A 23,995-nucleotide genomic window follows, 5' to 3' on the forward strand; every position below is an offset into this window, starting at 1 on the left:
GCGACGCCCGGCGGCATGGGTCCGGCCTCCGGACGGTCGTCGGTCCGGGGCGGGCCGGATCGGCAGAATACGGAACCGAACGAGCGAGCCTTGATCCCTTCTTCGACTGATATCCTGATCGTCGGCGGCGCGGCCGTCGGGTGCGCCGCCGCCTATTTCCTCAAGGCCGAGCTGGACTTTCCCGGCAGCGTCACCGTGGTCGAGCGCGACCCGACCTATGCCCGGGCTTCCACCACGCTTTCGGCCGCCTCGATCCGCCAGCAATTCTCGACGCCGGAAAACATCCGCATGAGCCGGTTCGGCATCGAGATCATCCGGGACCTGGAGGAGCGCTTCGGACCGGAGGCCAGCGTCGGCTTCCACGAGGGCGGCTATCTCCTGCTCGCCAGCATGGCGGGCGAGGAGGTGCTGCGCGCCAATTGGCGGGTGCAGCGGGCCGAGGGCGCCGACATCCTGCTGCTCCAGCCGCAGGAGCTGGCGGCCCGCTTCCCCTGGCTGTCCGTCGAGGGCATAGCCGCCGGCGCCTGGGGCCAGTCGGGCGAGGGCTGGTTCGACGCCCATTCGCTGCTCGACCTGTTCCGCAAGGCGGCGCGCAAGGCCGGCGCGGCCTTCGTCAAGGGCGAGGTGACCGGCATCGAGCGCAGCGGCGGCCGGGTCACCGGCGTGACGCTGGCCGGCGGCGAGCGCATCGCCTGCGGCACGCTGGTCGATGCCGCCGGTCCCCAGGCCGGCGACGTCGCCGGCCTCGCCGGCATCCGCCTGCCGGTGGAGCCGCGCAAGCGCTCGGTCTTCGTGGTGCGCTGCCGCACCCCGCTGCCCGGCATGCCGCTGCTGGTCGATCCCGGCGGCATCTATGTCCGCCCCGAGGGCGACGTCTATATCTGCGGCGGCGCCGAGGACGAGCGCGACGATCCGCGCGCCGACGGCGACTTCGAGGTCGACTATCGGCTCTATGAGGACGTCGTCTGGCCGGCGCTGGCGACGCAGATCCCGGCCATGGAGGAGCTCAAGCTGGTGCGCGCCTGGGCCGGACACTACGACTACAACACGCTCGACCAGAATGCGGTGATCGGCCCGCATCCGGAGGTGACCAACTTCCTGTTCGCCAACGGCTTTTCCGGCCATGGCCTGCAGCAGGCCCCGGCCGCCGGGCGCGCCGTGGCGGAGCTGATCACCGCCGGGCGCTTCACGACGCTCGACCTGACGATCTTCGGCTACGAGCGGGTGGCGCAGAACCGGCCGGTGTTCGAGCTCAACGTGATCTGAGGCTGCGCCAGGCGCCCCGCAGCGCCACCACGATCAGCCCGGCCATGACGACGGCGTTCCAGCCGGCCAGGGACAGGCCGAGGATGCGCAGGCGCGGGTCGGTGCAGGAGACCACCGTCGACTGGTTGATGGCGTCGAGAAGGCCGCCGACGCCGGCCGGGTTGGCGCCGACATTGCCGGCGCTGCAGTCGCGCGGGCCCATCCACCAGCCCCACTCCGCGCCTGCCTGGTAGGCGCCGATCGACAGGCCCCAGGCGAACAGGCCGGCGAGGACGAGGAGCCCCAGCGCCAGGACGGCCTTCGGCAGGCGGCCGCCGAAGACGGCCAGCAGCGCCGCCAGCGGCACGCCGAGATAATAGGGCCAGCGCTGCTCCAGGCAGAGCGGGCAGGGCGCGTAGCCGAAGCCATGCTCCAGCACCAGCGCTGCCGCGATGACGAGGAAGGCGACCACGGCGGCGACCGCCGCCGCGATTCGCCCGGGGGAGGAGAGGGTCGTGGACATCAGAACATGTACCTCAACACCAGGAAGCCCCCCACCAGCGTGACCACGAAGACGACGGCGACGGCGGTCAGGTTGCGCTCGATGAAATGGCGCGCGTCGTCACCGAAATAGTTCAGGATGCCGGCCTCGATGAAGAAGCGGGCGCCGCGGGTGATCAGAGACAGCACCACGAACCAGAAGAAATCGTAGCCGGAGAAGCCGGAGAGGATGGTGACGATCTTGTAGGGGATCGGCGTCAGCCCCTTCACCAGGATCGCCATCGAGCCCCATTCGGCATAGAAGGCGCGGAACTTCTCGACGCTGTCGCCGCCGCCGAAGGTGACGACGATCCAGTGGCCGATGCTGTCGTAGAACCACATGCCGATGAGGTAGCCGACCATGCCGCCCGTCACCGAGGTGACGGTGCAGACCAGGGCGTAGAGCCAGGCGCGCTTGGGGTGGGCGACCGTCATCGCCAGCAGCAGCGGGTCGGGCGGCACCGGGAAGATCGAGCTTTCGGCGAAGGACATGGCGCCGAGCACCCACACCGCATAGGGCTTGTCGGAGATGCGGATCAGCCAGTCATAGAAGCGGCGGAGCATGATGGCCTTTCGCGCGACCAGGAGGGTTCGGCGCGGTCCCGCCGGAGCCCGGTGAAATCCGAAGACTTCGGCGCAATTGCGGTCGACCGGCCATCGCGCCGGCCCGAGACAGGCTCTTACGGCAGGCCGAGGGCGGGCGTCCACAGCAAAGGCACCCGTTGCGGCGGCGCGACGGCGCGCGCCACACAAAAGGCGTCAACGCCGCGCAAGCACGGATGTGACACTTCCTTAAGACGATCGCGTATCAACTTCGCCACATGGCGCTTCGTGCCCTCGCAACGCTTTTGACGGCCCCGCGCCTGGCGGCGGCAGGCGCGGTCGTCTGCGCGCTGGCCGGACCCGCTGCGGCCGAGACGCCGGCCCCGCCGCCCGCGCAGGCCGAGGCGCCGCCCGACGCGGCGCAGAAGCGCAGCGAGCTCGCCCGGCTTCAGGACGAGATCAAGCTCAGCGACGAGACGGTCGGGCGCCTCCAGGACCAGATCCGCTCCCTCGACACCGACCGCATGAAGCTGCGCGCCGACCTGCTGGAGACCGGCGCCCGGGCGCGCGACACCGAGGACAAGGTGGTGGAGGCCGAATCGCGCCTGTCCGCGTTGCGGGCCGACGAGGACACGGTGAAGGCCTCGCTGCTCGCCCGCCGCGGCGTGCTCGTCGAGGTGTTGGCCTCGCTGCAGCGCATGGGCCATCATCCGCCGCCGGCCCTGCTCGTGCGACCAGAGGACGCACTCGAGGCGGTGCGCAGCGCCATGCTGCTCGGCGCGGTGCTGCCGGAGATGCGCAAGGAAACCACGGCCCTGGCCGCGGATCTCCAGCGCCTGGCTGAGGTCCGCGCCGGCATCACCGCCGAGCGCGATTCGCTCAAGGCGAGCCTCGCCTCCCTGGTCGAGGACCGCAAGCGCATCGACCTCCTGGTCGAGGAGCGCGAGAAGGCCCTGGCCCAGCAGCAGCGCTCGCTGGCCACCGAGAAGGAGCATTCGGAGGCGCTCGCCCACGATGCCTCCAGCCTGAAGGACCTGATCGCCCGCATGGAGCAGGAGGTGGCGGCCTCGCGCGATGCGGCCAAGGCGGCGGACGCCGCCGCGGCCAAGCCGGCCGCACCCGGCGCGCTCGCCGCCCTGGAGGATGCCAACCGCCTGTCGCCGGCCCGGCCCTTCGAGAAAGCCAAGGGCATGCTGCCCCTGCCGGCCGCCGGCCAGACCCTGCGCCGGTTCGGCGACGACGACGGCAATGGCGGCGTGGAGAAGGGCATCGCCATCGCGCCGCCGCCCTCGGCCACGGTGACGGCGCCCTGCGACGGCTGGGTCGTCTATGCCGGGCCGTTCCGCTCCTACGGCCAACTCTTGATCATCAATGCCGGTGGAGGCTACCATGTCGTTTTAGCCGGCATGGACAAGATCAACGTCGGTCTCGGGCAGTTCGTCCTGACGGGCGAGCCGGTAGCCGCCATGGGATCGGGGGAGACCCGGGTGGCCTCCAGCACGACTACCAGCGCGGCACAGCCGACGCTATATGTAGAGTTTCGGAAAGACGGCGTTTCCATTGACCCCACCCCGTGGTGGGCGAAACAAGGTGAAAAGGCACGCGGATAATGCGCAAGCTTCCCCTTCTTCTGTGCGGTGTGGCTCTCGGCGCGACGGCAGCCCTGGTGGTCACGCAGCCGCGCATCTTCCTCGGCGGCGCCAACGCGGCCGTCACCGACACCTACAAGCAGCTCAACCTGTTCGGCGACGTGTTCGAGCGCGTGCGCGCCGACTATGTCGAGCAGCCCGACGACGGCAAGCTGGTCGAGGCGGCGGTCAACGGCATGCTCGCCTCGCTCGACCCGCATTCCAGCTACATGGACGGCAAGAGCTTCCAGGACATGCAGGTGCAGACCCGCGGCGAGTTCGGCGGTCTCGGCATCGAGGTGACCATGGAGGACAACGTCCTCAAGGTGGTCACGCCGATCGACGACACCCCGGCGGCCAAGGCCGGCATCCTCTCGGGCGACCTGATCATCGCCCTCGACGGCGACCAGATCCAGGGCCTGACGCTGCAGCAGGCCGTGGAGAAGATGCGCGGCCCGGTGAACAGCCCGATCACGCTCAAGATCAAGCGCGCCGGCAAGGACGACCCCTTCGACGTCAAGATCGTCCGCGACGTCATCCGCATCAAGTCGGTGCGCTCCAAGGTGGAGGGCGACGATGTCGGCTATATCCGCATCACGCAGTTCACCGAGCAGACCTTCGACGGCCTGAAGGCGAGCATCGAGAAGCTGAACAAGGACATCCCGGCCAACAAGTTCAAGGGTTACGTCATCGACCTGCGCAACAATCCCGGCGGCCTGCTCGACCAGGCCATCGCGGTGTCCAACGCCTTCCTCGACCGCGGCGAGATCGTCTCGACCCGCGGCCGCAACCCGGACGACATCCAGCGCTTCTCGGCGCGGCCGGGCGGCGATCTCAGCGCCGGCAAGCCTGTGATCGTGCTGGTCAACGGCGGCTCGGCCTCGGCCTCCGAGATCGTCGCCGGCGCCCTGCAGGACCACAAGCGCGCCACCATCCTGGGCACGCGCAGCTTCGGCAAGGGCTCGGTGCAGACCATCATCCCGCTCAACGGCAACGGGGCGCTGCGCCTGACCACGGCGCGCTACTACACCCCGTCCGGCCGCTCGATCCAGGCCAAGGGCATCGAGCCGGAGATCGAGGTCAAGCAGAACGTGCCCGACGACCTCAAGGGCAAGGATGAGACCAAGGGCGAGGCCGGGCTGAAGGGCCATCTGGAGAGCCAGGACAAGAAGGAGGAGGGCGGTTCCTCCGCCTATGTGCCGGCCGACGAGAAGGACGACACCCAGCTCAAGGCTGCGCTCGACCTGCTGCGCGGCGCCCAGAAGAGCGCCTTCTTCCCGCCGGACCAGAAGACCGCGGTCCCGAACTGACCGGCGGGGCCCGCTGGGCGGGCCTTCGCCATCCCCCGACGACCAGAAGCATGACCCGGGTCCGGGTCATGCTTTTTTTGATCAGCTCGCGGTCGCGGCCGGCGGTGCCGGCGCGCCGGGAGCATCCAGAGCGGAGACAAGGCCCATGCTCGCAGAGCTCCTGGCCCAGAAGGGCGTGCTCCTCGCCGACGGCGCCACCGGCACCAACCTGTTCGAGATGGGCCTGATGTCCGGCGACCCGCCGGAGATGTGGAACCTCGACCATCCCGAGCGGATCCGCGCCCTGCACCAGAGCTTCGTCGACGCCGGCGCCGACATCATCCTGACCAATTCCTTCGGCGGCAACCGCCGGCGCCTCGCCCTGCACAAGCTCGACGGGCGCGTGCGCGAGCTCAACGCCGTTGCCGCGCAGCTCGCCCGCGCTGTGGCCGCGGGCGCCGGCCGGCCGGTGGTGGTCGCCGGCTCGATCGGCCCGACGGGCGATCTGTTCCAGCCGCTCGGCCCGCTGACCGAAGACGAGGCGGTCGAGATCTTCGCCGAGCAGATCGAGGGCCTGAAGCAGGGCGGCGCCGACGTCGCCTGGATCGAGACCATGTCCGCGCCGGAGGAAATGCGGGCCGCCGCCAGGGCCGCGGCCAAGGTCGGCCTGCCCTACACCATCACCGGCAGCTTCGACACCGCCGGCAAGACCATGATGGGCCTGCCGCCGGCGGCCATGCCCGGCTTCCTCGGCGAGCTCACCCCCGCCCCGGTCGCGGTCGGCGCCAATTGCGGCGTCGGCGCCTCCGACCTCCTGGTCTCGGTGCTGTCGATGACCGAGGCGAACCCGGAGGCGATCATCATCGCCAAGGCCAATGCCGGCATCCCGCAGTTCCACGGCGACCACATCCACTATTCCGGCACGCCGGAGCTGATGGGCCACTATGCCCGGCTGGCGGTGGACGCCGGCGCGCGCATCATCGGCGGCTGCTGCGGCACCTCGCCGGCCCACCTCGCGGCCATGCGCCAGGCCATCGACGCCCATGCCCGGGCGGGGCGGCCGGACATGGCGGAGGTCGTGGCGAAGATCGGGCCGCTGGTGGCGCCGCCGAAGGCCCCGGGATCGGACGAAGGCCGCCGCGCCGGCCGGCGGCGGGGGTGATCCGGCCCGGGGGCCCCGGAGCGGGGCACTCTTCAGCGCCGGTCCCTGCGCTCTGAACCGCGGTGAACCGACGGCGGCAGGAGCGCTCGACGGGACTATGCTGTTGCCGAGACCACCTGTGTTCGCGTGGATGGGCGGGTCAAGCCCGCCCATGACGGAACGGTCGCGGGTGGTGGCACCGTCACCGTTCTTGCCGCAACCGTTCCGTCATGGGCGGGCTTGACCCGCCCATCCACGCGAACGCTGTCGGTACTGAAAGAGCTTGCCTCGGCCGGAACGCCGGCGCTGCGGTCCGCGCCTTGATCCGGGTATCGGGACCGTTCGGCTCCTTCGTATCTCCGCCGCCTACCCCAGCCAGTCCGGCACCCGGTCGAGCCCCAGGAGCTCGTCATGGCTCGGGCGCGGGCGGATCACGGCGTAGCGCTCGCCGTCCACCAGCACCTCGGGCACGAGCAGGCGCGAATTGTAGGTGCCGGCCTGGACCGCGCCGTAGGCGCCCGCCGACATGACAGCGATCAGGTCGCCGGCGGCGACCGCCGGGATGTCGCGGCCGAGCGCGATATAGTCGCCGGTCTCGCACACCGGCCCGACCACGTCGGCCTCGATCATCGCGCCGCCGGGCGGGCGCTCCTTCACCGGCCAGATTGCGTGATAGGCGTCGTAGAGGGTCGGGCGGATCAGGTCGTTCATCGCCGCGTCGACGATGACGAAGGTGCGCCCTTCCCCCTGCTTCACATAGATCACCTCGCTGACCAGGATGCCGGCATTGCCGGCGATCAGCCGGCCGGGCTCGAAGATCAGCCTGGCGCCGAGGTCGGGCGCATAGCGTTTGACCACGGCCGCGTAGTCCTCCGGATGCGGCGGCGGCTCGTTGTCGTCGCGATAGGGGATGCCGAGGCCGCCGCCGAGATCGACATGCTCGATGACGTGGCCGTCGGCCCTGAGTTCCCGCACCAGCCCGGCGAGGCGCTCGATCGAGGCGTCGTAGGGCTCCAGCGCCGTGATCTGGCTGCCGATATGCATGTCGACGCCGGAGACCGCGAGTCCCGGCAGCCTCGCCGCCTTGGCGTAGACGGCGCGGGCCTGCGCGATCGGGATGCCGAACTTGTTCTCGGACTTGCCGGTCGAGATCTTCTTGTGGGTGCGCGCGTCGACATCCGGGTTGACGCGCAGCGAGACATGGGCGGTGCGGCCCTTGGCGGTCGCGATGGCCGAGAGGCGCTCCAGCTCGGGCTCGGATTCGACGTTGAAGCACAGGATGCCCTCGTCGAGGGCGTAGGCGAGTTCGCGCGCCGTCTTGCCGACGCCCGAGAACATGATCTTGTCGGGCGGCACGCCGGCGGCGCGCGCGCGCCTGAGCTCGCCCTCCGACACCACGTCCATGCCGGCGCCGAGCTTGGCCAGCACCTTGAGCACGGCGAGGTTGGAATTGGCCTTCATGGCGTAGCACACCAGCGAGGGCACGCCGGCGAAGGCTTCGGAGAACACCCGGTAGTGCCGGCGCAGCGTCGCAGCGGAATAGCAGTAGAAGGGCGTGCCGACTTCGGCTGCGATCGTCGGCAGCGGGACATCCTCGGCATGGAGCACGCCGCCCCGATAGGCGAAATGGTGCATCTCAGTTCAACAGCGGATCGAGGAAGAAGGAGGTCTTGGGCTTTTCCGGGCCGGGATCCTTGGATTTGCCGTCCTGGCCCTGCACCAGCTTCTGCTCGGGCGGCGGCTCGAGCTTGCCCTGCCGGCCGCAGCCCGAGAGCGCCACGGCGGCGGCGAGGGCGAGAAGGAGGGGAAGGGCAAGGCGCGGCATCACGGCAACTCCGATCGTCGTCCCGTGCTTAGCACGCCTTTCCGGCCGTGGGCGAGCGGCGTGGGGCCGCGCTCACGGCCTGGCGAGCAGCCGCGCCCAGCGCCGCGCCTGGGCGCGGACATTGGCCGGGGCGGTGCCGCCATGGCTGGTGCGGCTGCGCACCGAACGCTCGACGCCGAGCACGGCATAGACGCCGTCATCGATACGCGGCTCCACCGCCTGCATCTCGGCCAGGGTCAGCTTCTCCAGCCCGACCTTGCGCGCGGCGGCGGCGGCGACCAGGCGGCCGGTGACGTGATGCGCTTCGCGGAAGGGCAGGTTCAGCGTGCGCACCAGCCAGTCCGCCAGGTCGGTGGCCGTGGCGTAGCCCGCGCCGGCCGCCGCCTTCATGCGCTTGAGGTCGGGCTGCATGTCGCGGACCATGCCGGCCATGGCGGCGACGGCGAGCGACAGGGTCTGCAGCGCGTCGAAGGTCTGCTCCTTGTCCTCCTGCATGTCCTTGGCATAGGCCAGCGGCAGGCCCTTCATCACCACCAGGAGCGCCACCAGCGCGCCGATCACCCGCCCGGCCTTGGCGCGGACCAGCTCAGCCGCGTCGGGATTGCGCTTCTGCGGCATGATCGAGGAGCCGGTGGTGAACTTGTCGCTCAGCGCCACGAAGGCGAATTGCGGCGTGGTCCAGATCACGATCTCCTCGGCGAAGCGCGAGAGGTGCATGGCTGAGATCGAGGCGGCCGAGAGCGCCTCCAGGGCGAAGTCGCGGTCGGACACCGAGTCCAGCGAGTTGGCGGTCGGCCGGTCGAAGCCGAGCGCCCGCGCCGTGGCGAAGCGGTCGATCGGGAAGGAGGTGCCGGCCAGGGCCGCCGCGCCGAGCGGGCATTCGTTGAGGCGCCGGCGCGCGTCGGCGAAACGGCCACGGTCGCGCGCGAGCATCTCGACATAGGCGAGCAGGTGGTGGCCGAAGGTCACCGGCTGGGCCGACTGCAGGTGGGTGAAGCCCGGCATCACGGCGCCGGCGAAGGCGAGCGCCTTGTCGGCGAGCGCCGTCATCAGGTCTTTCAGCTGCGCGTCGAGCTCGTCGATCGTGTCGCGCACCCAGAGCCGGAAATCCGTGGCGACCTGGTCGTTGCGCGAGCGCGCGGTGTGCAGCCGTCCGGCATTGGGGCCGACGATGGCCGCGAGCCGCGACTCCACATTCATATGGATGTCTTCCAGCGCCCGCGAAAATGTGAACGCGCCGCTCTCGATTTCGCCGCGCACCGCCTCTAAGCCGTCACGGATGGCCGCGGCGTCGGCCGGGCCGAGGATGCCCTGCGCCTCCAGCATGGTCACATGCGCCAGGGAGCCGCGGATGTCCTGCGCCCACAGGCGCTTGTCGAAGTCGATCGAGGCGTTGATCTCCTCCATGATCGCGTCCGGCCCCGACTGGAACCGGCCGCCCCACATCTTGTTGCTCATCAGGGTCTGCTCGCATGGAAGACAAGGACATCGCCCCCGGACAATCCCGCCGCGGGATGATCGTCGGGCTGGTGGCGCTGGCGGGGGTGGCCGCCGGCGTGGCGGGGGTATACGGGATCGGATCGGGCGCCCGCAACGGCGAAAGCGCGGCCTGTCCCGGCGCCGCGGCGCTGACGGCCAAGCTGGGGCCGCTCGCCAGGGGGGAGGTGGCGGCGCTGAACGTCGCCGCCACGCCGCAGCCGCTGGTGCCGCTCGCCTTTGCCCGACCCGACGGGTCGCCGGCGACGCTGGCCGATTTCAAGGGCCGCACCGTGCTCCTGAACCTCTGGGCCACCTGGTGCGTGCCCTGCCGCAAGGAGATGCCGGCGCTGGACGCCCTGCAGGCCGATCTCGGCGGCCCGGGGTTCGAGGTCGTCTCGGTCAACATCGACACCAACCGTGTCGACCGCGCCGCCAGCTTCCTCGACGAGATCAAGGTCGACCGGCTGACGCGCTATGCCGACCATTCCGCCAGGATCTTCCAGGATCTCAAGGCGCAGGGGCTCGCCTTCGGCATGCCGACCACGCTGGTCGTCGACCGCCAGGGCTGCATGCTCGCCTCGCTTGCCGGCCCGGCCGAATGGGCGAGCGAGGACGCCAAGGCCTTCGTCAGGGCGGCGATGGGTGGGTGAGCGGACACGCCGTCAGGCGCGGTGATAGGGGTGGCCGGCGATGATGGTCGCCGCCCGGTAGAGCTGCTCGGCGAGCAGGATGCGCACGATCTGGTGCGGCCAGGTCATCCGGCCGAACGAGAGGGTGAGGGCCGCGCGCTCGGCCACCGGCGGGCCATGACCGTCGGCGCCGCCGATCAGGAAAGCGAGCGAGGCGGTGCCGGCGTCGCGCCAGGCCGCGATCCTGGCGGCGAAGGCTTCGCTCGCCAGCGCCGGTCCGGCCTCGTCGAGCGCCACCACCAGCGCGCCGCCGGCGGCGGCGAGCAGCTTGTGCGCTTCTTCGGCCTTGCGGTCCTCGGCGCGGCGGGCGCGGCTCTCCTCGATCTCGACGACGTCGAGCGGACCGAGCGCCAGGCTCCGGCCGGTCGCGGTGAGGCGTTCGGCGTAGCGCGCGGTCAGATCCCGCTCCGGACCGGCTTTCAGCCGGCCCACGGCGCAGATCACCAGTCGCATCGCCGGACCACCCTCAGCTGGGGCGAATCTCGTTCGGGCGGCCGGACGACCACATCTTCTCCAGATTGTAGAAGAGGCGGACTTCCGGGCGGAAGATGTGGACGATCACGTCGCCCGTGTCGATGAGCACCCAGTCGCAGACGGGGGTGCCCTCGATGCGCACGCCGTGATGGCCGGCATCCCTGAGATCCTTCGCCAGACGATCGGCGATCGCCGCCACGTGCCGGGCGACCCGGCCGGTGGCGATGAGCATCACGTCGGCGATGGAGCTTTTGCCGCGAATGTCGATTTCGACAATCTGCTCGGCCTTCATGTCGTCCAGGCTTGCGAGCAGCATTCGGACCGTTTCCTCGACATCCCTCGGGATCGGTCGGGCTACGGGATGAAGCGGAATCACCTCCGCTTCGCGTCGCACCAGGGTGGTCAGGGGTCGTCCCTCTTGGCTTAATCCACGCGCGGACATCCGCGAGTTTCATCGGCAACCACAATATTAGCGAGGAAGGGCGTCGTTTCAATGACGCCTGCCCGACGAAAGCCTAGGAGTCCAGGGTTAACGGGACATAAATATCGGCATTGAGTCGTTCCGAACACACCTCTTGCGGCCCGGCCGCTGGTCAGCGGGCAGCGGTGACCACCAGGGCCCGGATGGGACCGTCGATCGGTCCGGTGCCGAATCGGGCAGCCAGCGCCGCGGCGGCGTGACGGGTCGCTGCATCCAGCGAGCCACCGCGCGCTTCGATCTCGCCCCGCAGCGGCGTGCCCTGGCAGAAGGCCGCTGCCGGCTGCTCGGGCGAAGGCGCGTGGGCGATCGCTTCCACCGCCTCGATCGTGATTGCGCCGAAGCCGGCCGCCCCGAGCTCTGCCCGGATGGTCTCGGCATCATTGTAGCCGTGCGGCGTGCGGGCGAGAAAGCGCGGCGGATCGTCGGGAAACAGCTCCGCCAACGCATGCGTCACGATGTCGGCGAAGGCGTTCCGCCCGATCTCGTCCCAGACGTTGAACAGAAACCGGCCACCCCGCCGCAGCACGCGGCAGGCTTCGCCATAGGCCTTGACCTTGTCGGGAAAGAACATCGCGCCGAACTGGCAGGCCACGGCGTCGAAGCGCCCGTCCTCGAAGGGCAGCGCCAGCGCATCCGCCTGCATCCAGGTGATTTGCGTATCGGCGGCCGATCGTGCGCGCGCATGGTCCAGCATCGGCTGGTTGAGGTCGGTGGCGAGGATGCGTGCCGTTCGCGGAAGCCGCGCCGCCAGCGCTCGCGTGACGACTCCGGTGCCGGCCGCGACCTCCAGCACGTCGCGGGGCGCCAGGCCGGCGATTCGCTCCGCCATCTCGCATGCATAGGGCTCGAAGATCAGGGGAACCAGCAGCCGATCGTAGACCTCCGGAATGGATCCGGTGAACTGCCTGTCGTTCGTCGCCATGACCCGATCCTCCCTTTCCCGGAGAGAGCCGCCGGCGTGCCGACTCTCGGCTCGCACGCATGATTCCGCAGGGGAAGGCCGCCCTCAAGCCGTTTCTCAACGAGGCAGGCGATTAGGCCGGCGTGCGGGGATCCGCCTGCGGGCCGGCCAGGCCCTGGCCGCGGGCGCGCAGGGCGGTCGAGGAGGTGCCGTCGAGCGGCGCATGCAGGAACACCCAGGCGGGCGGGCGGCGGCACTTGAGGTCGCGCGCATCGTTCTCCGGCACCCGGCTGGCGGCGAGCACCCGCGCCGCCTTGCCCAGCGGGCCCTTGGTCAGCGCGCCGGGCCGGGCGACCACGGCGATCGGCACCAGCGCCGCGATGCCGCGCCAGTGCTGCCAGCGATGGAAGCCGGCGAGGTTGTCGGCGCCCATGATCCACACAAAGGTCACGCCCGGGCAGTGACGCACCAGCCAGCGGACGGTGTCGTAGGTGTAGCGCGCGCCGATCGCCGCCTCGATGCCGGTGACGGCGATGCGGGGATGGGCGGCGAGGCGCCGGGCGGCGGCCATGCGCGTTTCCAGCGGGGGCAGGCCCTGATTGTCCTTGAGCGGGTTGCCCGGCGTCACCAGCCACCAGATCCGGTCGAGGCCGAGCCGGGTGAGGGCGACCAGGCTGGCGTGCCGGTGGCCTTCGTGCGGCGGGTTGAAGCTGCCGCCGAACAGGCCGATGGTCATGCCCGGCGCGAAGGGCGGGAGGCAGCAGCGGTTCGCGGTCACGGGCGGGCCCATGGGCCATCGGCGCGCGTCGCGATCGGCGATGCGCGCTTTGCGGCGTCCTCGTCGGAATGGCTCACGGCACCCCTTCCCCCGCTGCCCCGCGTGGCCTCGATCCCTGGCGGGAGCGGCCGCGGTCTTCCCTCGGTCCCGGAAGGCGTGTCCGCGCCGGGCCCGGCCGCCGGCGCCTCAGGCCGGCGCCATGTCCCATTCGCGGATGTCGACGAAGCGTCCGGCGATCGCCGCTGCGGCCGCCATCTGCGGCGAGACCAGGTGGGTGCGGCCCTTGTAGCCCTGCCGGCCCTCGAAGTTGCGGTTCGAGGTGGAGGCGCAGCGCTCGCCCGGCCGCAGCTTGTCGGCGTTCATGGCCAGGCACATCGAGCAGCCCGGCTCGCGCCAGTCGAAGCCGGCCGCCTTGAAGACCGCGTCGAGCCCCTCGGCTTCCGCCTGCAGCTTCACCAGGCCCGAGCCCGGCACGATCATGGCGTTGACATTGGGGTTGACGGTCTTGCCCGCCACCACCAGCGCGGCGGCGCGCAGGTCCTCGATGCGGCCATTGGTGCAGGAGCCGATGAACACCCGGTCGACGGCGATGTCGCGGATGCGCTCGCCGCCCTGCAGGCCCATATAGGCCAGCGCCCGCTCGATCTTGGCGCGCTGGTGCTCGTTGGCGGCGTCCTCGACGCGCGGCACCGAGCCGGTGACCGAGGCGACGTCCTCCGGGCTGGTGCCCCAGGTGACGATCGGCGGCAGCCGGGCGGCGTCGAGCTTGATCTCGCGGTCGAAATGCGCGCCTTCGTCGGTGAAGAGCGTGCGCCAATAGGCCACCGCCAGCTCCCAGGCTTCGCCCTTGGGCGCCTTGGGCCGGCCCTCGAGATAGGCGAAGGTCTTTTCGTCCGGCGCGATCAGGCCGGCGCGGGCGCCGCCCTCGATCGACATGTTGCAGATGGTCATGCGCCCTTCCATCGACAGGCTGCGCACGGCCTCGCCGGCATATTCGAGCACGTGGCCGGTGCCGCCGGCCGTGCCGATCTCGCCGATGATCGACAGGATGATGTCCTTGGCGGTCACGCCGTCCGGCAGCTTGCCGTCGACGGTGACGCGCATGTTCCGGGCCTTCTTCTGGATCAGCGTCTGGGTGGCGAGCACGTGCTCGACCTCCGAGGTGCCGATGCCGTGCGCGAGGGCCCCGAACGCGCCGTGGGTGGAGGTGTGGCTGTCGCCGCAGACGATCGTGGTGCCGGGCAGGGTGAAGCCCTGCTCGGGGCCGATGATGTGGACGATGCCCTGGCGCTGGTCGCGCTCGGAGAAATATTCGACCCCGAAGTCGCGGGCGTTCTGGGCCAGGGTCTCGACCTGGGTGGCGCTCTCGGGATCGTCGATGCCCTTGGAGCGGTCGGAGGTCGGCACGTTGTGGTCGACCACGGCGAGCGTGCGCTCGGGCGAATGCACCTTGCGGCCGGAGACGCGCAGCCCCTCGAAGGCCTGCGGGCTGGTCACCTCGTGGACCAGGTGGCGGTCGATATAGAGGAGGCTGGTGCCGTCCGCGGTGGTGTCGACCACGTGGTCGTCCCAGATCTTGTCGTAGAGCGTGCGGGGCGCCATGAGCGTCTCCTGCCAGAAAAAGCGTTTGCCGGCGTGGTGTTTAGCCAATCTTGCCGCCGGCGAAAAGAGTGGAAAAACTACCAGCCTCGCCGTGGTATATCATGATCGACAGGAGAGGCGGCCATGGCGGAAGCCGGACGGGCTGACATGTCGCTCGAGGCGTTCCTCGCCTGGGAAAGCGGGCAGGAACTGCGCGAGATCCATGGCGAGCTGTTCGAGGCGTGAGCGATCAGCCAAGCTTCACCGCCGAGAGCGAGAAGGACAGCGGCAACGGTACCGCTCCGTCCGGCAGGCGGTACGTCTGCCGTCCGACCTCCACCATCGAGGGGAACAACCGGTAAGGCAGGGTCTCGTGCTCGTTGAGGAACGTCAGCGTCAAGCTGGCCTGCGCCAGCCCGCCGAGGATCGCCGAGAGCGGATGCAGCCACTCGTGGTGCCGGGTGCTGGCGAGCGGGGTGGGATCGCCGGTGTAGGTCGTCGCCGCCTCGAACACCAGCGGCCTGTCCGGGGGCGAGCGCCAGGGATAGGCGACGACGCGCCGGCCGTCCTCTTCTTCCAGCGCGAAGGCGAAGGGATGGGTCTCGGCGAGATAGAGCCGTCCGCCGGGCTTGAGCAGCGATCCCACCACCGCGGCCCAGCGCCGGATGTCCGGCAGCCAGTTGATTGCGCCCCAGGTGACGTAGACGAGGTCGAAGGGGCCGGGCAGGGCCTGCCGCGCCTCGTACACGTCGGCCTCGACGAAGGTCGCGGCGATGCCGGTCTCCTCGGCCAGCCGGCGCGCCCCGGCGATGGCGACAGGCGAGAAGTCGAGCCCGAAGGCCTCGGCGCCCCGCCGCGCCAGGCTCAGCGTGTCGAGGCCGATATGGCATTGCAGATGGGCGACGCGCAGGCCGGCGACGTCGCCGATCTCCGCCGCCTCGATCGGCATCAGGCTGTCGGCGCCGGCCCTGAAGCCGTCGATGTCGTAGAAGCCGGTGGCATCGCGCAGGTGGATGGCGGCCCGCTCGTTCCAGGCCGGCAGGTTGACCCGGTTCGGCGCGGCATCCATCGCGCTCACCGCGCCGACGCCGTCAGGATCTTGAAGGCGAAGAAGCCGAACACGCCGGCAAAGCTGATGTCGATGCCACGCAGCACCCTGGGCCGGCGCTTCAGCCAGGCGATCACCCGCTCGGCGCCGAGGATCAGGGCGAAGGCGAGCGGCAGATTCACGGCGATGAAGAACAGGCCGAGGAAGAGCAGCTTGGCCGGGGCGTGGGGGTCGCTGGCCGTGACGAATTGCGGCAGGAAGGTCAGGAAGAACAGCACCACCTTCGGGTTGGTCAGGTTGATGCCGAGGCCGACCGCGAAGGTCTTCCAGAAGCTCTGCGGCGGCCGATCGTCGCCCTTGACGTTCAGCGCCGAGCCGGAGCGGATGGCGTCGATGGCGAGCCAGGCGAGATAGAGCGCGCCGACGATCTTCAGCGCTGTGAACGCCGTCGCCGAAGCCGCCAGCAGGGCGGAGAGGCCGACCGCCGCGAACACGGTGTGGCAGAGGCAGCCCACCTGCGTGCCCAGCATCGCCGCCGTGCCGCCCCGCCGCCCGCCGCTCAGCGTCTTGGCCAGCCACAGGCTCATGTCGGGGCCGGGCGTGATGAACAGGATCAGGCAGGCGAGGCTGTAGAACAGCAGCGTGTGGATATCGGGCAGGAAGGACATGGCAGCTCTCGCAGTCGGACCGAGCCCATAGCAGAGATCGCGCCGCGCGTCGAAGCGCCGTGGCAGGAATGGCGAATCCGGACGCACCATCCGCGACCGTCATGGGCGGACTTGATCCGCCCATCCACGCGACCTCCGGCGCGGCAGGAGAGGGCACGGCGGCCGAGCAGCAATACTGGTCCTGCCGTTGCGTTCGCGTGGATGGCCGGGACAAGCCCGGCCATGACGGCGGAGAGGATGGAGCCCAGATCTCGGTTACACGATTCCCGCCGCCGCCACGCCCGTCGAGGGCCGCTCCTTCGCCTTCTCGGTGCGGTAGCCGGAGGCCCGGTAGACCGCGATCGGGTCCAGGGCGCCGCCGCTGCGCCGCCGCGCCTCGGCCAGGATCGGCGACACGTCGGTAACGAAGGCCTGCTTGATCAGGCGATGGGCGCCGAGGGCGTCGTTCTCCTCCTGCGCCGCCGCCAGCGCCGCCCGGTCGACCAGCACGGCCTGGGCGTGGGCGCGGCCGATCTCGATGGCCGAGCCGATCAGGCTCTCGATCGGGTCGGTGACGTTGTGCGACTGGTCGATCATATAGGCCGGCGCGAAATCCCTGGCCTTGCGGTGGGCCGCATCCACCAGCTCGTTGAACACCAGGAACAGGCGGAACGGATCGACCGAGCCGGAATCGAGGTCGTCGTCGCCATATTTCGAATCGTTGAAATGGAAGCCCGCCAGCTTGCCGAAACGCACCAGCCGCGCCACGATCTGCTCGATGTTGACGTTGGGCGCGTGATGCCCGAGGTCCACCAGGCACTTGGCCTTCGGGCCGAGCTCCAGCGCCGCGGCGAAGTTCGAGCCCCAGTCCGAGATCACCGTGGAGTAGAAGGCCGGCTCGTAGAGCTTGTGCTCGAGGAACACCTGCCAGTCCGCCGGCAGGGCCATGTAAACCTGGCTCATCGCCTCCAGGTAGTTGTCGAGCGCCCGCGTCAGGTGGGACTGGCCGGGGAAGTTCGAGCCGTCGGCGATCCACACCGTCAGCGCCGTGGAGCCGAGCTTGCGACCGATCTCGATGCATTCGAGATTGTGCGCCACCGCCTGCTGGCGCGTCGCCTCGTCGTTGTTCGAGAGCGAGCCGAACTTGTAGCTGAGCTTCTGGCCCGGCTGGTCCTGGAAGGTGTTGGAGTTGACGGCGTCGAATCCGAGCCCCTGATGCGCCGCGGCTTCCCGCAGCTCGCCGTAGTCGGAAACCTTGTCCCAGGGAAAATGCGGCGACACCGTCGGCGTCGCCCGCGTCAGCTGCTGTATGACGCCGCAATCCTCGATCTTGTCGAAGATATTGCGCGGCTCGCCCGGGCCGGGAAAGCGGGCGAAGCGGGTGCCGCCGGTGCCCACGCCCCAGGTCGGCACCGCCACCGCAAAGGCCTGCGCCTCGCCCGTGACGGTCTCGATGTCGACGCCGCGCCGCGCCAGAGTGCGTCCGAGGGCGGCATAGTCCTCCTCGTGGCCCGGTGCGGCGGCGGCATTGGCCGAGGCGATGAGGTCGGCGGAAATCTGGAACGACATGGCGGCCTCCGAGGCGTCAGCGCGTGAAGCTGGTGGCGTTGCCGGCATCGACGTTGAGGAAGTTCCCCGTCGACTTGGCCGAAAGGTCGGAGGCGAAGAAATAGACGGCCTCGGCGATGTCCTCGGGGAAGACCGAGCGCTGCAGCAGCGAGCGCTTGCGGTAGAATTCCTCGAGGTCGTCCTCGCCGATCTTGTTGGACTGCGCCCGCTGCTGGCGCCATTCGCCCTGCCAGATCTTCGAGCCGCGCAGCACCGCGTCGGGGTTGACCGAGTTGACGCGGATGCCGAACGGCGCGCCCTCGAGCGCCATGCAGCGGGCGAGGTGCAGCTCCGCCGCCTTGGCGGTGCAATAGGCCGAGGCGCCGGCCGAGGCGGCGACGCCGTTCTTGGAGCCGATGAACACGATCGAGCCGCCGCGGCCCTGCTGCTTCATCAGCCGGTAGCCTTCGCGCGCCACCAGGAAATAGCCGGTGGCAAGGATCGAGATGTTGCGGTTCCACAACTCCAGCGACGTGTCCTCCACCGGCGCGGCGGAAGAGATGCCGGCATTGTTGACGACGATGTCGATGCCGCCGAAGGCGCGGGCGGTCTCGGCGAAGGAGCCGATCACCGCCGCCTCGTCGGTGACGTCGACCCTGACGCCGCGCACCACGTCCTTGCCGAAGGCCTTGCCGAACTCGGCGACGCTCTCGTCGAGCGCGCCCTGGTCGATGTCGGCCAGGACCACGCAGGCGCCCTCCGCCATCAGGCGGGCGGCGATCGCCCGGCCGATGCCGCCGGCCCCGCCGGTGACCAGGGCGATGCGCCCGGCCAGGCTCTTGGGCTTGGGCATCCGCTGCAGCTTGGCCTCTTCCAGGAGCCAGTATTCGATGTCGAACGCCTCCTGCTCGGGCAGGCCGACATAGTCGCTGACGCTGGTCGCCCCGCGCATCACGTTGATGGCGTTGACGTAGAACTCGCCGGCGATGCGCGCGGTCGCCTTGTCGGCGGCGAAGGACAGCATGCCGATGCCGGGCACGAGGTAGATCACCGCGTTGGGGTCGCGCATGGCCGGCGAATCCGCATGCTTGCAGCGCTGGTAATAGGCGGCGTAGTCGGCCCGGTAGGCCTCGATGAGGTCGTCGAGCCCGGCGATGGCTGCTTCGATGCCGCCCGAAGCGGGATCGAAGGGGATCACCAGCGGCCGGATCTTGGTGCGCAGGAAATGGTCGGGGCAGGAGGTGCCGAGCGGGGCGAGGCGGTCGAGCGCGTTGGAATTGACGAAGTCCAGCACTTCCGGCGCGTCGTTGAAATGCCCGACCTTGGCCTTGCTCTCCTCCTTGCCGATGCGGCCGCGGATCTCCGGCATCAGGCGCGCGGCGACGGCGGCGCGCGCTTCGGGCGCCAACGCGGCGACCCGCTCGCCGCCGAAGGCCGGGCGCTGGCCGTTGGCCTTGAGCCAGTCGGCCGCGGTCTGGATGATGCGCAGCGTCGTCTGGTAGCAGGCCTTGGAGGTCGGGCCCCAGGTGAACAGGCCGTGGCCGCCGAGCACCACGCCGACCAGCTTCGGGTCGCTCTTGGCGACGGCCTCCAGCTTCAGGCCGAGGTCGAAGCCGGGGCGCTGCCAGGGCAGGAAGCCGATCTCGCCGCCGAACACGGTCTTCGTCAGCTCTTCGGCATTGCGCGAGGCGGCGAGGGCGATCACCGCGTCGGAATGGACATGGTCGACATGGGCGGCCGGCACGAAGGCATGCAGGGGCGTGTCGATCGAGGCTGCGCGCGGGTTGAGGTTGAAGGTGCAATGGGGCAGGTAGCCCACCATCTCGTCCTCGTGCGCGATGCCGCGATAGAGCCCTTTGAGCTGCTCCAGCTTGTCGAGATAGAGGGTGGAGAAGCCGTCGAGCTTCATCGAGCCGATATCGCCGCCCGAGCCCTTGACCCACAGCACCGTGGCCTCGGCCCCGGTGAGCGGGTCGCGGGCCGCAACCTTGGCCGAGGTGTTGCCGCCGCCGAAATTGGTGATCCGGAGGTCCGAGCCCAGGAGGTTGGAGCGGTAGAGCAGCTGGCCGGGCTCGTCGAGGCCCGCCGCCTTGGCGTCGTCCCAGAGATCGGGGAGACGGTCGGAGGGCGGCGATCCGGCGGGCGAATGGGCGTTCATGGCGCGGCTCCCAGAGGGCGTGACATCTTTTGATGATTGATGACCGTTTAGGCCGCCATTCGATCACAGTCAATCACCGGTCCGCAGCGATCTTGCCCATACGAGCGTTTTTGCGACGCAAAATGATCGTTTGCATTGCAATATTGGTCGAATCTTGCGGATTCCCTTTGACGACCGTGAGCGTTCGTGGCATTTCGTGAGCGAACAGGAGGCGCTCGATGCACGAACGGGAGCGGTGGCAGGCCATTCTGGAGCAGGTCCGGCAGCGGGCTGTCATGCCCGTGCGCGACCTCGCCGGCCTCCTCGACGCCTCGCCGGCAACCCTGCGCCGCGACCTGACCAAGCTGGCCGAGATGGGGCTGCTGCGCCGCGTGCACGGGGCGGTGGAAGCGGTGTCGCAGGACGACCGGCCGCAGCTCGCCACCCGCTCCTTCGACGTCAGCCGCACCCTCAACGGCGCCCGCAAGCGGGTCATCGCCAGGGCCGCGGTGGACCTGTGCCGGGACGGGGAATCGATCATCATCAACGGCGGCACCACCACCGGCCAGATGATCGAGTTCCTGCGCCCGCGCCGCCTGCACATTCTGACCAATTCCTTCCCCGTGGCCGAGGCCTTGGTGCACGACAGCGAGAACCGCATCGTCCTGCCGGGCGGCGAGATCTACCGGGAGCAGAACGTCATCGTCTCGCCCTTCGACGACGATTCGATCCAGCACTACACCGCCTCGAAGATGTTCATGAGCGCGCTGTCGATCGGCCCGCTCGGCGTGATCGAGGGCGACCCGCTGCTCGCCCGGGCCGAGGCCAAGCTGCTGAAGCGCGCCGCCGACCTGATCGTGCTGGCCGATTCCTCCAAGTTCGAGCCGCGCGGCAACATGGCCGTGGCGCCGCTCTCGCGCATCCACACCCTGATCACCGACGACGCGGCGCCGGCCTCGGGGCTCGCCATGCTGCGCGATGCCGGCGTTCGGGTCATCATCGCGCAGGACGAGGAGGCGATGATCCACGCCGCCTGAGCCGCGCCGACGCCGACACAACGATCCGATCGAGAACCGACGGACATGGGAGGACCTGAGAGATGAGTCATCAGCAATCGCGCCGCGACGCGCTGAAGCTGCTTGCCGCCACCGCCCTGGCGGGCGCGGCGCCGCTGCCCTTCGGCCAGGCGCAGGCCGCCGGCAACCTGCGCATCGCCATGGTGGTGAAGGCGCTCGGCATCGGCTTCTTCGACGCCTGCCGCGACGGCGGCCAGGAAGCGGTGAAGGAGCTCGGCAATGCCGAGCTGATCTATACCGGCCCGACGGCCACGACAGGCGAGGCGCAGATCCAGGTCATCGACGGCCTGATCGCCCAGAAGGTCAACGCCATCGCCGTCTCGGCCAACGACCCCGATGCGCTGGTGCCGGTGTGCAAGAAGGCGCTGCAGCGCGGCATCAAGGTGATCTCCTTCGATTCCGCCGTCGGCCCGGCCGGGCGCATCATGCACCTCAACCCGTCCAACAACGACCTCATCGGCTCCAAATGCGTGCAGATGATCGCCGGCACCCTGCACAATGAGGGCGAGGTCGCGATCCTCTCGGCCACCACGACCTCGACGAACCAGAACACCTGGATCGAGAAGATGAAGGTGGAATGGGCCAAACCCGACTATGCCAAGATGAAGCTGGTCGCAACCGTCTACGGCGACGACCTCGCCGACAAGAGCTATCGCGAGACCGTGGCCCTCCTGAAGGCCCATCCCAACCTCAAGGGCATCATCGCCCCGACCTCGGTCGGCATCGTCGCCGCCGCCAAGGCCGTGGTCGACAACGGGCTGGTCGGCAAGGTCTATGTCTCCGGCCTCGGCCTGCCCTCGGAGATGAAGGCGGCCGTGCTCGCCGGCGCCACCGACACCTTCGCCATCTGGAACCCGATCGACCTCGGCTACACCGCCACCATGATCGCCGCCGCCCTGGTCAAGGGCGAGGCCACCGGCAAGGCCGGCACCGTCGTCAAGGCCGGGCGCATGGGCGACATCAAGATCGGCGAGGGCAACGAGGCGGCCATGGCCGACCCCTTCACCTTCGACAAGACCAACATCGAGAAGTTCTCGAAGATCTTCTGAGCCGGGAAGGGATATCCGGCGCAAGGCCGGCAGGACTTCGTCATGGCCGGACTTGATCCGGCCATCCACGCGAACACGGTCGAGGTGGAGATCGCGTGGATGGCCGGGACGAGCCCGGCCATGACGCCGCGGTTTTGGCTCTGTCCGCACTCGACATTATTCGAAATCACCAGGCCGGCAATCGTGGATGGCGCATCGAGCATGACATCAGGGTCCACCCTGTCCCTTCGTCCGGAGGCGGCGGGACCGGCGGCCACGCCGGCCCGGCCGCTGCTGGCGCTCGAGGGCGTTTCCAAGCGCTTTCCCGGCGTGCGCGCCTTGAGCGGCGTCCACCTCACCCTGCATGCCGGCGAGGTGACGGCGCTGCTCGGCGAGAACGGCGCCGGCAAGTCGACCATCGTCAAGATCCTCACCGGCATCTACCAGCCGACCGAGGGCACCATCCGCATCGACGGCGAGGTGCGCAGCTTCGCCGGTCCGCGCGATGCCTGGGCCGCCGGCGTCACCGCCATCCACCAGGAGACGGTGATGTTCGACGAGCTTTCCGTCGCCGAGAACGTGTTCATGGGCCACATGCCCGCGGGCCAGGGCCGCCTGGTCGACTGGGGCGCCATGCGTGCCCGCACCCGCGAGCTCCTCACCCGGCTCGACTGCGACATCGACCCGGATACGCCGCTGAAGGCGCTCGGCGTCGCCCAGAAGCACCTGGTCGAGATCGCCCGTGCCCTGTCGCACGATGCGCGCATCGTCATCATGGACGAGCCGACCGCGGCGCTCTCGGCCCGCGAGATCGACGACCTCTTCCGCATCGTCGACCAGCTCAAGCGCGAGGGCCGCGCCATCCTGTTCATCTCGCACAAGTTCGAGGAGATCTTCCGCGTCGCCGACCGCTGGACCTGCCTGCGCGACGGCGAGCATGTCGGCGAGGGCGCCATCGCCGATGCGACGCCCGCCGAGCTGGTGCGCCTGATGGTCGGCCGCTCCATCGACCAGGTCTTCCCCAAGCGGGCGGTGCCGATCGGCGGCGTGGCGCTGGAGGTCGAGGGCCTCGGCAATGCCACCGAGTTCGCCGACATCTCCTTCTCCCTGCGCCAGGGCGAGATCCTCGGCCTCTACGGCCTGGTCGGCGCCGGGCGCTCGGAGGTGATGCAGGCGCTGTTCGGCATCACCCGGCCGACGCGCGGGCAGATCCGCGTCAACGGCGAGGCGCTCGCCATCGCGTCGCCCGCCGACGCCATCCGCGCCGGCATCGCCTATGTGCCGGAGGACCGGCAGGTGCAGGGCGCCGTGCTGCCCTTCGGCGTGCGTGAGAACCTCACCCTGGCGAGCCTGGCCCGCCATGCCCGCGCCTCCTTCCTGTCGCGCCGCTCCGAGCTCGCCGATACCCGCCGCCTCGGCACCCGCCTCTCCGTCAAGGCCGCCAGCTGGGACCAGAAGCTCCAGGAGCTCTCCGGCGGCAACCAGCAGAAGGTGGTCATCGCCAAATGGCTGGCGACCAACCCGAGGATCATCATCCTCGACGAGCCGACCAAGGGCATCGACGTCGGCTCCAAGGCGGCGGTGCACGACTTCATGGTCGAGCTCGCCGGCGAGGGCCTCGCCGTGCTGCTGATCTCGTCCGAGCTGCCGGAGGTGATGGGCATGGCCGACCGTATCCTGGTCATGCACGAGGGCCGCATCGTCAGGGAGTTCGACCGCGCCGCGATGGACGCCGCCGCCATCGTCACCGCGGCGACGGGAGGCCATTGATGCGGGGTTCAACAAAGCCGCTTCTGTGGAAGCCTCGACGCCAGCCAATCCCCTCCCCCCTGCGGGGAGGGATAAAGGGTGGGGGTCCATCAGGACAGGGCGAGCCCTACGTCACCGACCCCCACCCCTTACCCCTCCCCGCAGGGG

At 69.7% G+C, this 23,995-nt stretch carries 22 protein-coding genes; 8 read left to right on the top strand and 14 right to left on the bottom strand.

Going from position 1 to position 23,995, the window contains the following annotated elements; all coding sequences use genetic code 11:
* Positions 1-93 precede the first annotated feature (93 nt).
* Positions 94-1,266 (top strand): NAD(P)/FAD-dependent oxidoreductase, encoded by a 1,173-nt coding sequence (locus QO011_RS06060; protein WP_307269266.1) that lies wholly within the window; start codon positions 94-96, stop codon positions 1,264-1,266.
* Here QO011_RS06060 and QO011_RS06065 read toward each other — a convergent pair.
* Together QO011_RS06065 and QO011_RS06070 are read right to left on the bottom strand one after the other, a co-directional pair.
* Positions 1,253-1,768 (bottom strand): disulfide bond formation protein B, encoded by a 516-nt coding sequence (locus QO011_RS06065; protein WP_307268993.1) that lies wholly within the window; start codon positions 1,766-1,768, stop codon positions 1,253-1,255. The genes QO011_RS06060 and QO011_RS06065 overlap by 14 nt on opposite strands.
* Complete coding sequence (locus QO011_RS06070; protein ID WP_307268996.1) at positions 1,768-2,349, bottom strand: YqaA family protein; 582 nt, start codon at positions 2,347-2,349, stop codon at positions 1,768-1,770. The genes QO011_RS06065 and QO011_RS06070 overlap by 1 nt, the downstream gene beginning before the upstream one ends.
* 257 nt (positions 2,350-2,606) lie before the next feature.
* Between QO011_RS06070 and QO011_RS06075 the strand changes: the two genes are divergently transcribed.
* The 3 genes from QO011_RS06075 to bmt all read left to right on the top strand — a co-directional run bounded on the left by QO011_RS06075 (position 2,607) and on the right by bmt (position 6,407).
* Positions 2,607-3,938: a murein hydrolase activator EnvC family protein gene (locus tag QO011_RS06075; RefSeq protein ID WP_307268998.1), complete on the top strand. Its 1,332-nt coding sequence runs from the start codon at positions 2,607-2,609 to the stop codon at positions 3,936-3,938.
* The gene (locus QO011_RS06080; protein WP_307269001.1) at positions 3,938-5,266 is read left to right on the top strand and encodes a S41 family peptidase; all 1,329 of its coding nucleotides are present in this window, start codon (positions 3,938-3,940) and stop codon (positions 5,264-5,266) included. The genes QO011_RS06075 and QO011_RS06080 overlap by 1 nt, the downstream gene beginning before the upstream one ends.
* A 145-nt stretch (positions 5,267-5,411) precedes the next feature.
* Complete coding sequence (gene bmt, locus QO011_RS06085; protein ID WP_307269003.1) at positions 5,412-6,407, top strand: betaine--homocysteine S-methyltransferase; 996 nt, start codon at positions 5,412-5,414, stop codon at positions 6,405-6,407.
* Positions 6,408-6,752: 345 nt separating this feature from the next.
* Here the strand turns inward: bmt and lysA are convergent, their stop codons facing one another.
* The 3 genes from lysA to argH form a co-directional block, all read right to left on the bottom strand.
* The gene (gene lysA / locus QO011_RS06090; RefSeq protein WP_307269005.1) at positions 6,753-8,021 is read right to left on the bottom strand and encodes a diaminopimelate decarboxylase; all 1,269 of its coding nucleotides are present in this window, start codon (positions 8,019-8,021) and stop codon (positions 6,753-6,755) included.
* 1 nt (position 8,022) lies between these two features.
* On the bottom strand, positions 8,023-8,211 hold the full coding sequence (gene lptM / locus QO011_RS06095) for an LPS translocon maturation chaperone LptM (protein ID WP_307269008.1): 189 nt from the start codon (positions 8,209-8,211) through the stop codon (positions 8,023-8,025).
* Between the two features lie 72 nt (positions 8,212-8,283).
* On the bottom strand, positions 8,284-9,669 hold the full coding sequence (argH, locus tag QO011_RS06100) for an argininosuccinate lyase (protein ID WP_307269012.1): 1,386 nt from the start codon (positions 9,667-9,669) through the stop codon (positions 8,284-8,286).
* Positions 9,670-9,683: 14 nt separating this feature from the next.
* Between argH and tlpA the strand changes: the two genes are divergently transcribed.
* Positions 9,684-10,340, top strand: coding sequence for a thiol:disulfide interchange protein TlpA (tlpA, locus tag QO011_RS06105; RefSeq protein ID WP_307269014.1), 657 nt, complete (start codon positions 9,684-9,686; stop codon positions 10,338-10,340).
* A gap of 12 nt (positions 10,341-10,352) precedes the next feature.
* Here tlpA and rlmH read toward each other — a convergent pair whose 3' ends face one another.
* The 9 genes from rlmH to QO011_RS06150 form a co-directional block, all read right to left on the bottom strand.
* Positions 10,353-10,832, bottom strand: coding sequence for a 23S rRNA (pseudouridine(1915)-N(3))-methyltransferase RlmH (gene rlmH / locus QO011_RS06110; protein ID WP_307269015.1), 480 nt, complete (start codon positions 10,830-10,832; stop codon positions 10,353-10,355).
* Positions 10,833-10,845: 13 nt separating this feature from the next.
* The gene (gene rsfS, locus QO011_RS06115) at positions 10,846-11,295 is read right to left on the bottom strand and encodes a ribosome silencing factor (protein ID WP_307269018.1); all 450 of its coding nucleotides are present in this window, start codon (positions 11,293-11,295) and stop codon (positions 10,846-10,848) included.
* 151 nt (positions 11,296-11,446) lie between these two features.
* Positions 11,447-12,256, bottom strand: coding sequence for a class I SAM-dependent methyltransferase (locus QO011_RS06120; protein ID WP_307269021.1), 810 nt, complete (start codon positions 12,254-12,256; stop codon positions 11,447-11,449).
* Positions 12,257-12,368: 112 nt separating this feature from the next.
* Positions 12,369-13,025: a nicotinate-nucleotide adenylyltransferase gene (locus tag QO011_RS06125; protein ID WP_307269023.1), complete on the bottom strand. Its 657-nt coding sequence runs from the start codon at positions 13,023-13,025 to the stop codon at positions 12,369-12,371.
* Positions 13,026-13,199: 174 nt separating this feature from the next.
* Positions 13,200-14,615: a 3-isopropylmalate dehydratase large subunit gene (leuC, locus tag QO011_RS06130; RefSeq protein WP_307269025.1), complete on the bottom strand. Its 1,416-nt coding sequence runs from the start codon at positions 14,613-14,615 to the stop codon at positions 13,200-13,202.
* Between the two features lie 229 nt (positions 14,616-14,844).
* On the bottom strand, positions 14,845-15,663 hold the full coding sequence (locus QO011_RS06135) for a class I SAM-dependent methyltransferase (RefSeq protein WP_307269028.1): 819 nt from the start codon (positions 15,661-15,663) through the stop codon (positions 14,845-14,847).
* A 5-nt stretch (positions 15,664-15,668) separates the two neighbouring features.
* Entirely contained in the window at positions 15,669-16,310 is a 642-nt protein-coding gene (locus QO011_RS06140) for a LysE family translocator (protein ID WP_307269030.1), read from the bottom strand.
* A gap of 255 nt (positions 16,311-16,565) precedes the next feature.
* Positions 16,566-17,858 (bottom strand): L-rhamnose catabolism isomerase, encoded by a 1,293-nt coding sequence (rhaI, locus tag QO011_RS06145; protein WP_307269033.1) that lies wholly within the window; start codon positions 17,856-17,858, stop codon positions 16,566-16,568.
* Between the two features lie 16 nt (positions 17,859-17,874).
* Positions 17,875-19,995: a bifunctional rhamnulose-1-phosphate aldolase/short-chain dehydrogenase gene (locus QO011_RS06150; protein WP_307269036.1), complete on the bottom strand. Its 2,121-nt coding sequence runs from the start codon at positions 19,993-19,995 to the stop codon at positions 17,875-17,877.
* A 218-nt stretch (positions 19,996-20,213) separates the two neighbouring features.
* On the opposite strand from QO011_RS06150, the gene QO011_RS06155 reads away from it, so the two are divergent.
* The 3 genes from QO011_RS06155 to QO011_RS06165 all read left to right on the top strand — a co-directional run bounded on the left by QO011_RS06155 (position 20,214) and on the right by QO011_RS06165 (position 23,848).
* The gene (locus QO011_RS06155) at positions 20,214-21,011 is read left to right on the top strand and encodes a DeoR/GlpR family DNA-binding transcription regulator (RefSeq protein WP_307269039.1); all 798 of its coding nucleotides are present in this window, start codon (positions 20,214-20,216) and stop codon (positions 21,009-21,011) included.
* 62 nt (positions 21,012-21,073) lie between these two features.
* Complete coding sequence (gene rhaS / locus QO011_RS06160; protein ID WP_307269042.1) at positions 21,074-22,099, top strand: rhamnose ABC transporter substrate-binding protein; 1,026 nt, start codon at positions 21,074-21,076, stop codon at positions 22,097-22,099.
* Positions 22,100-22,300: 201 nt separating this feature from the next.
* Complete coding sequence (locus QO011_RS06165) at positions 22,301-23,848, top strand: sugar ABC transporter ATP-binding protein (RefSeq protein WP_307269046.1); 1,548 nt, start codon at positions 22,301-22,303, stop codon at positions 23,846-23,848.
* Positions 23,849-23,995: the final 147 nt, after the last annotated feature.

Source organism: Labrys wisconsinensis, assembly GCF_030814995.1.
Taxonomy (GTDB): Bacteria; Pseudomonadota; Alphaproteobacteria; order Rhizobiales; family Labraceae; genus Labrys; species Labrys wisconsinensis.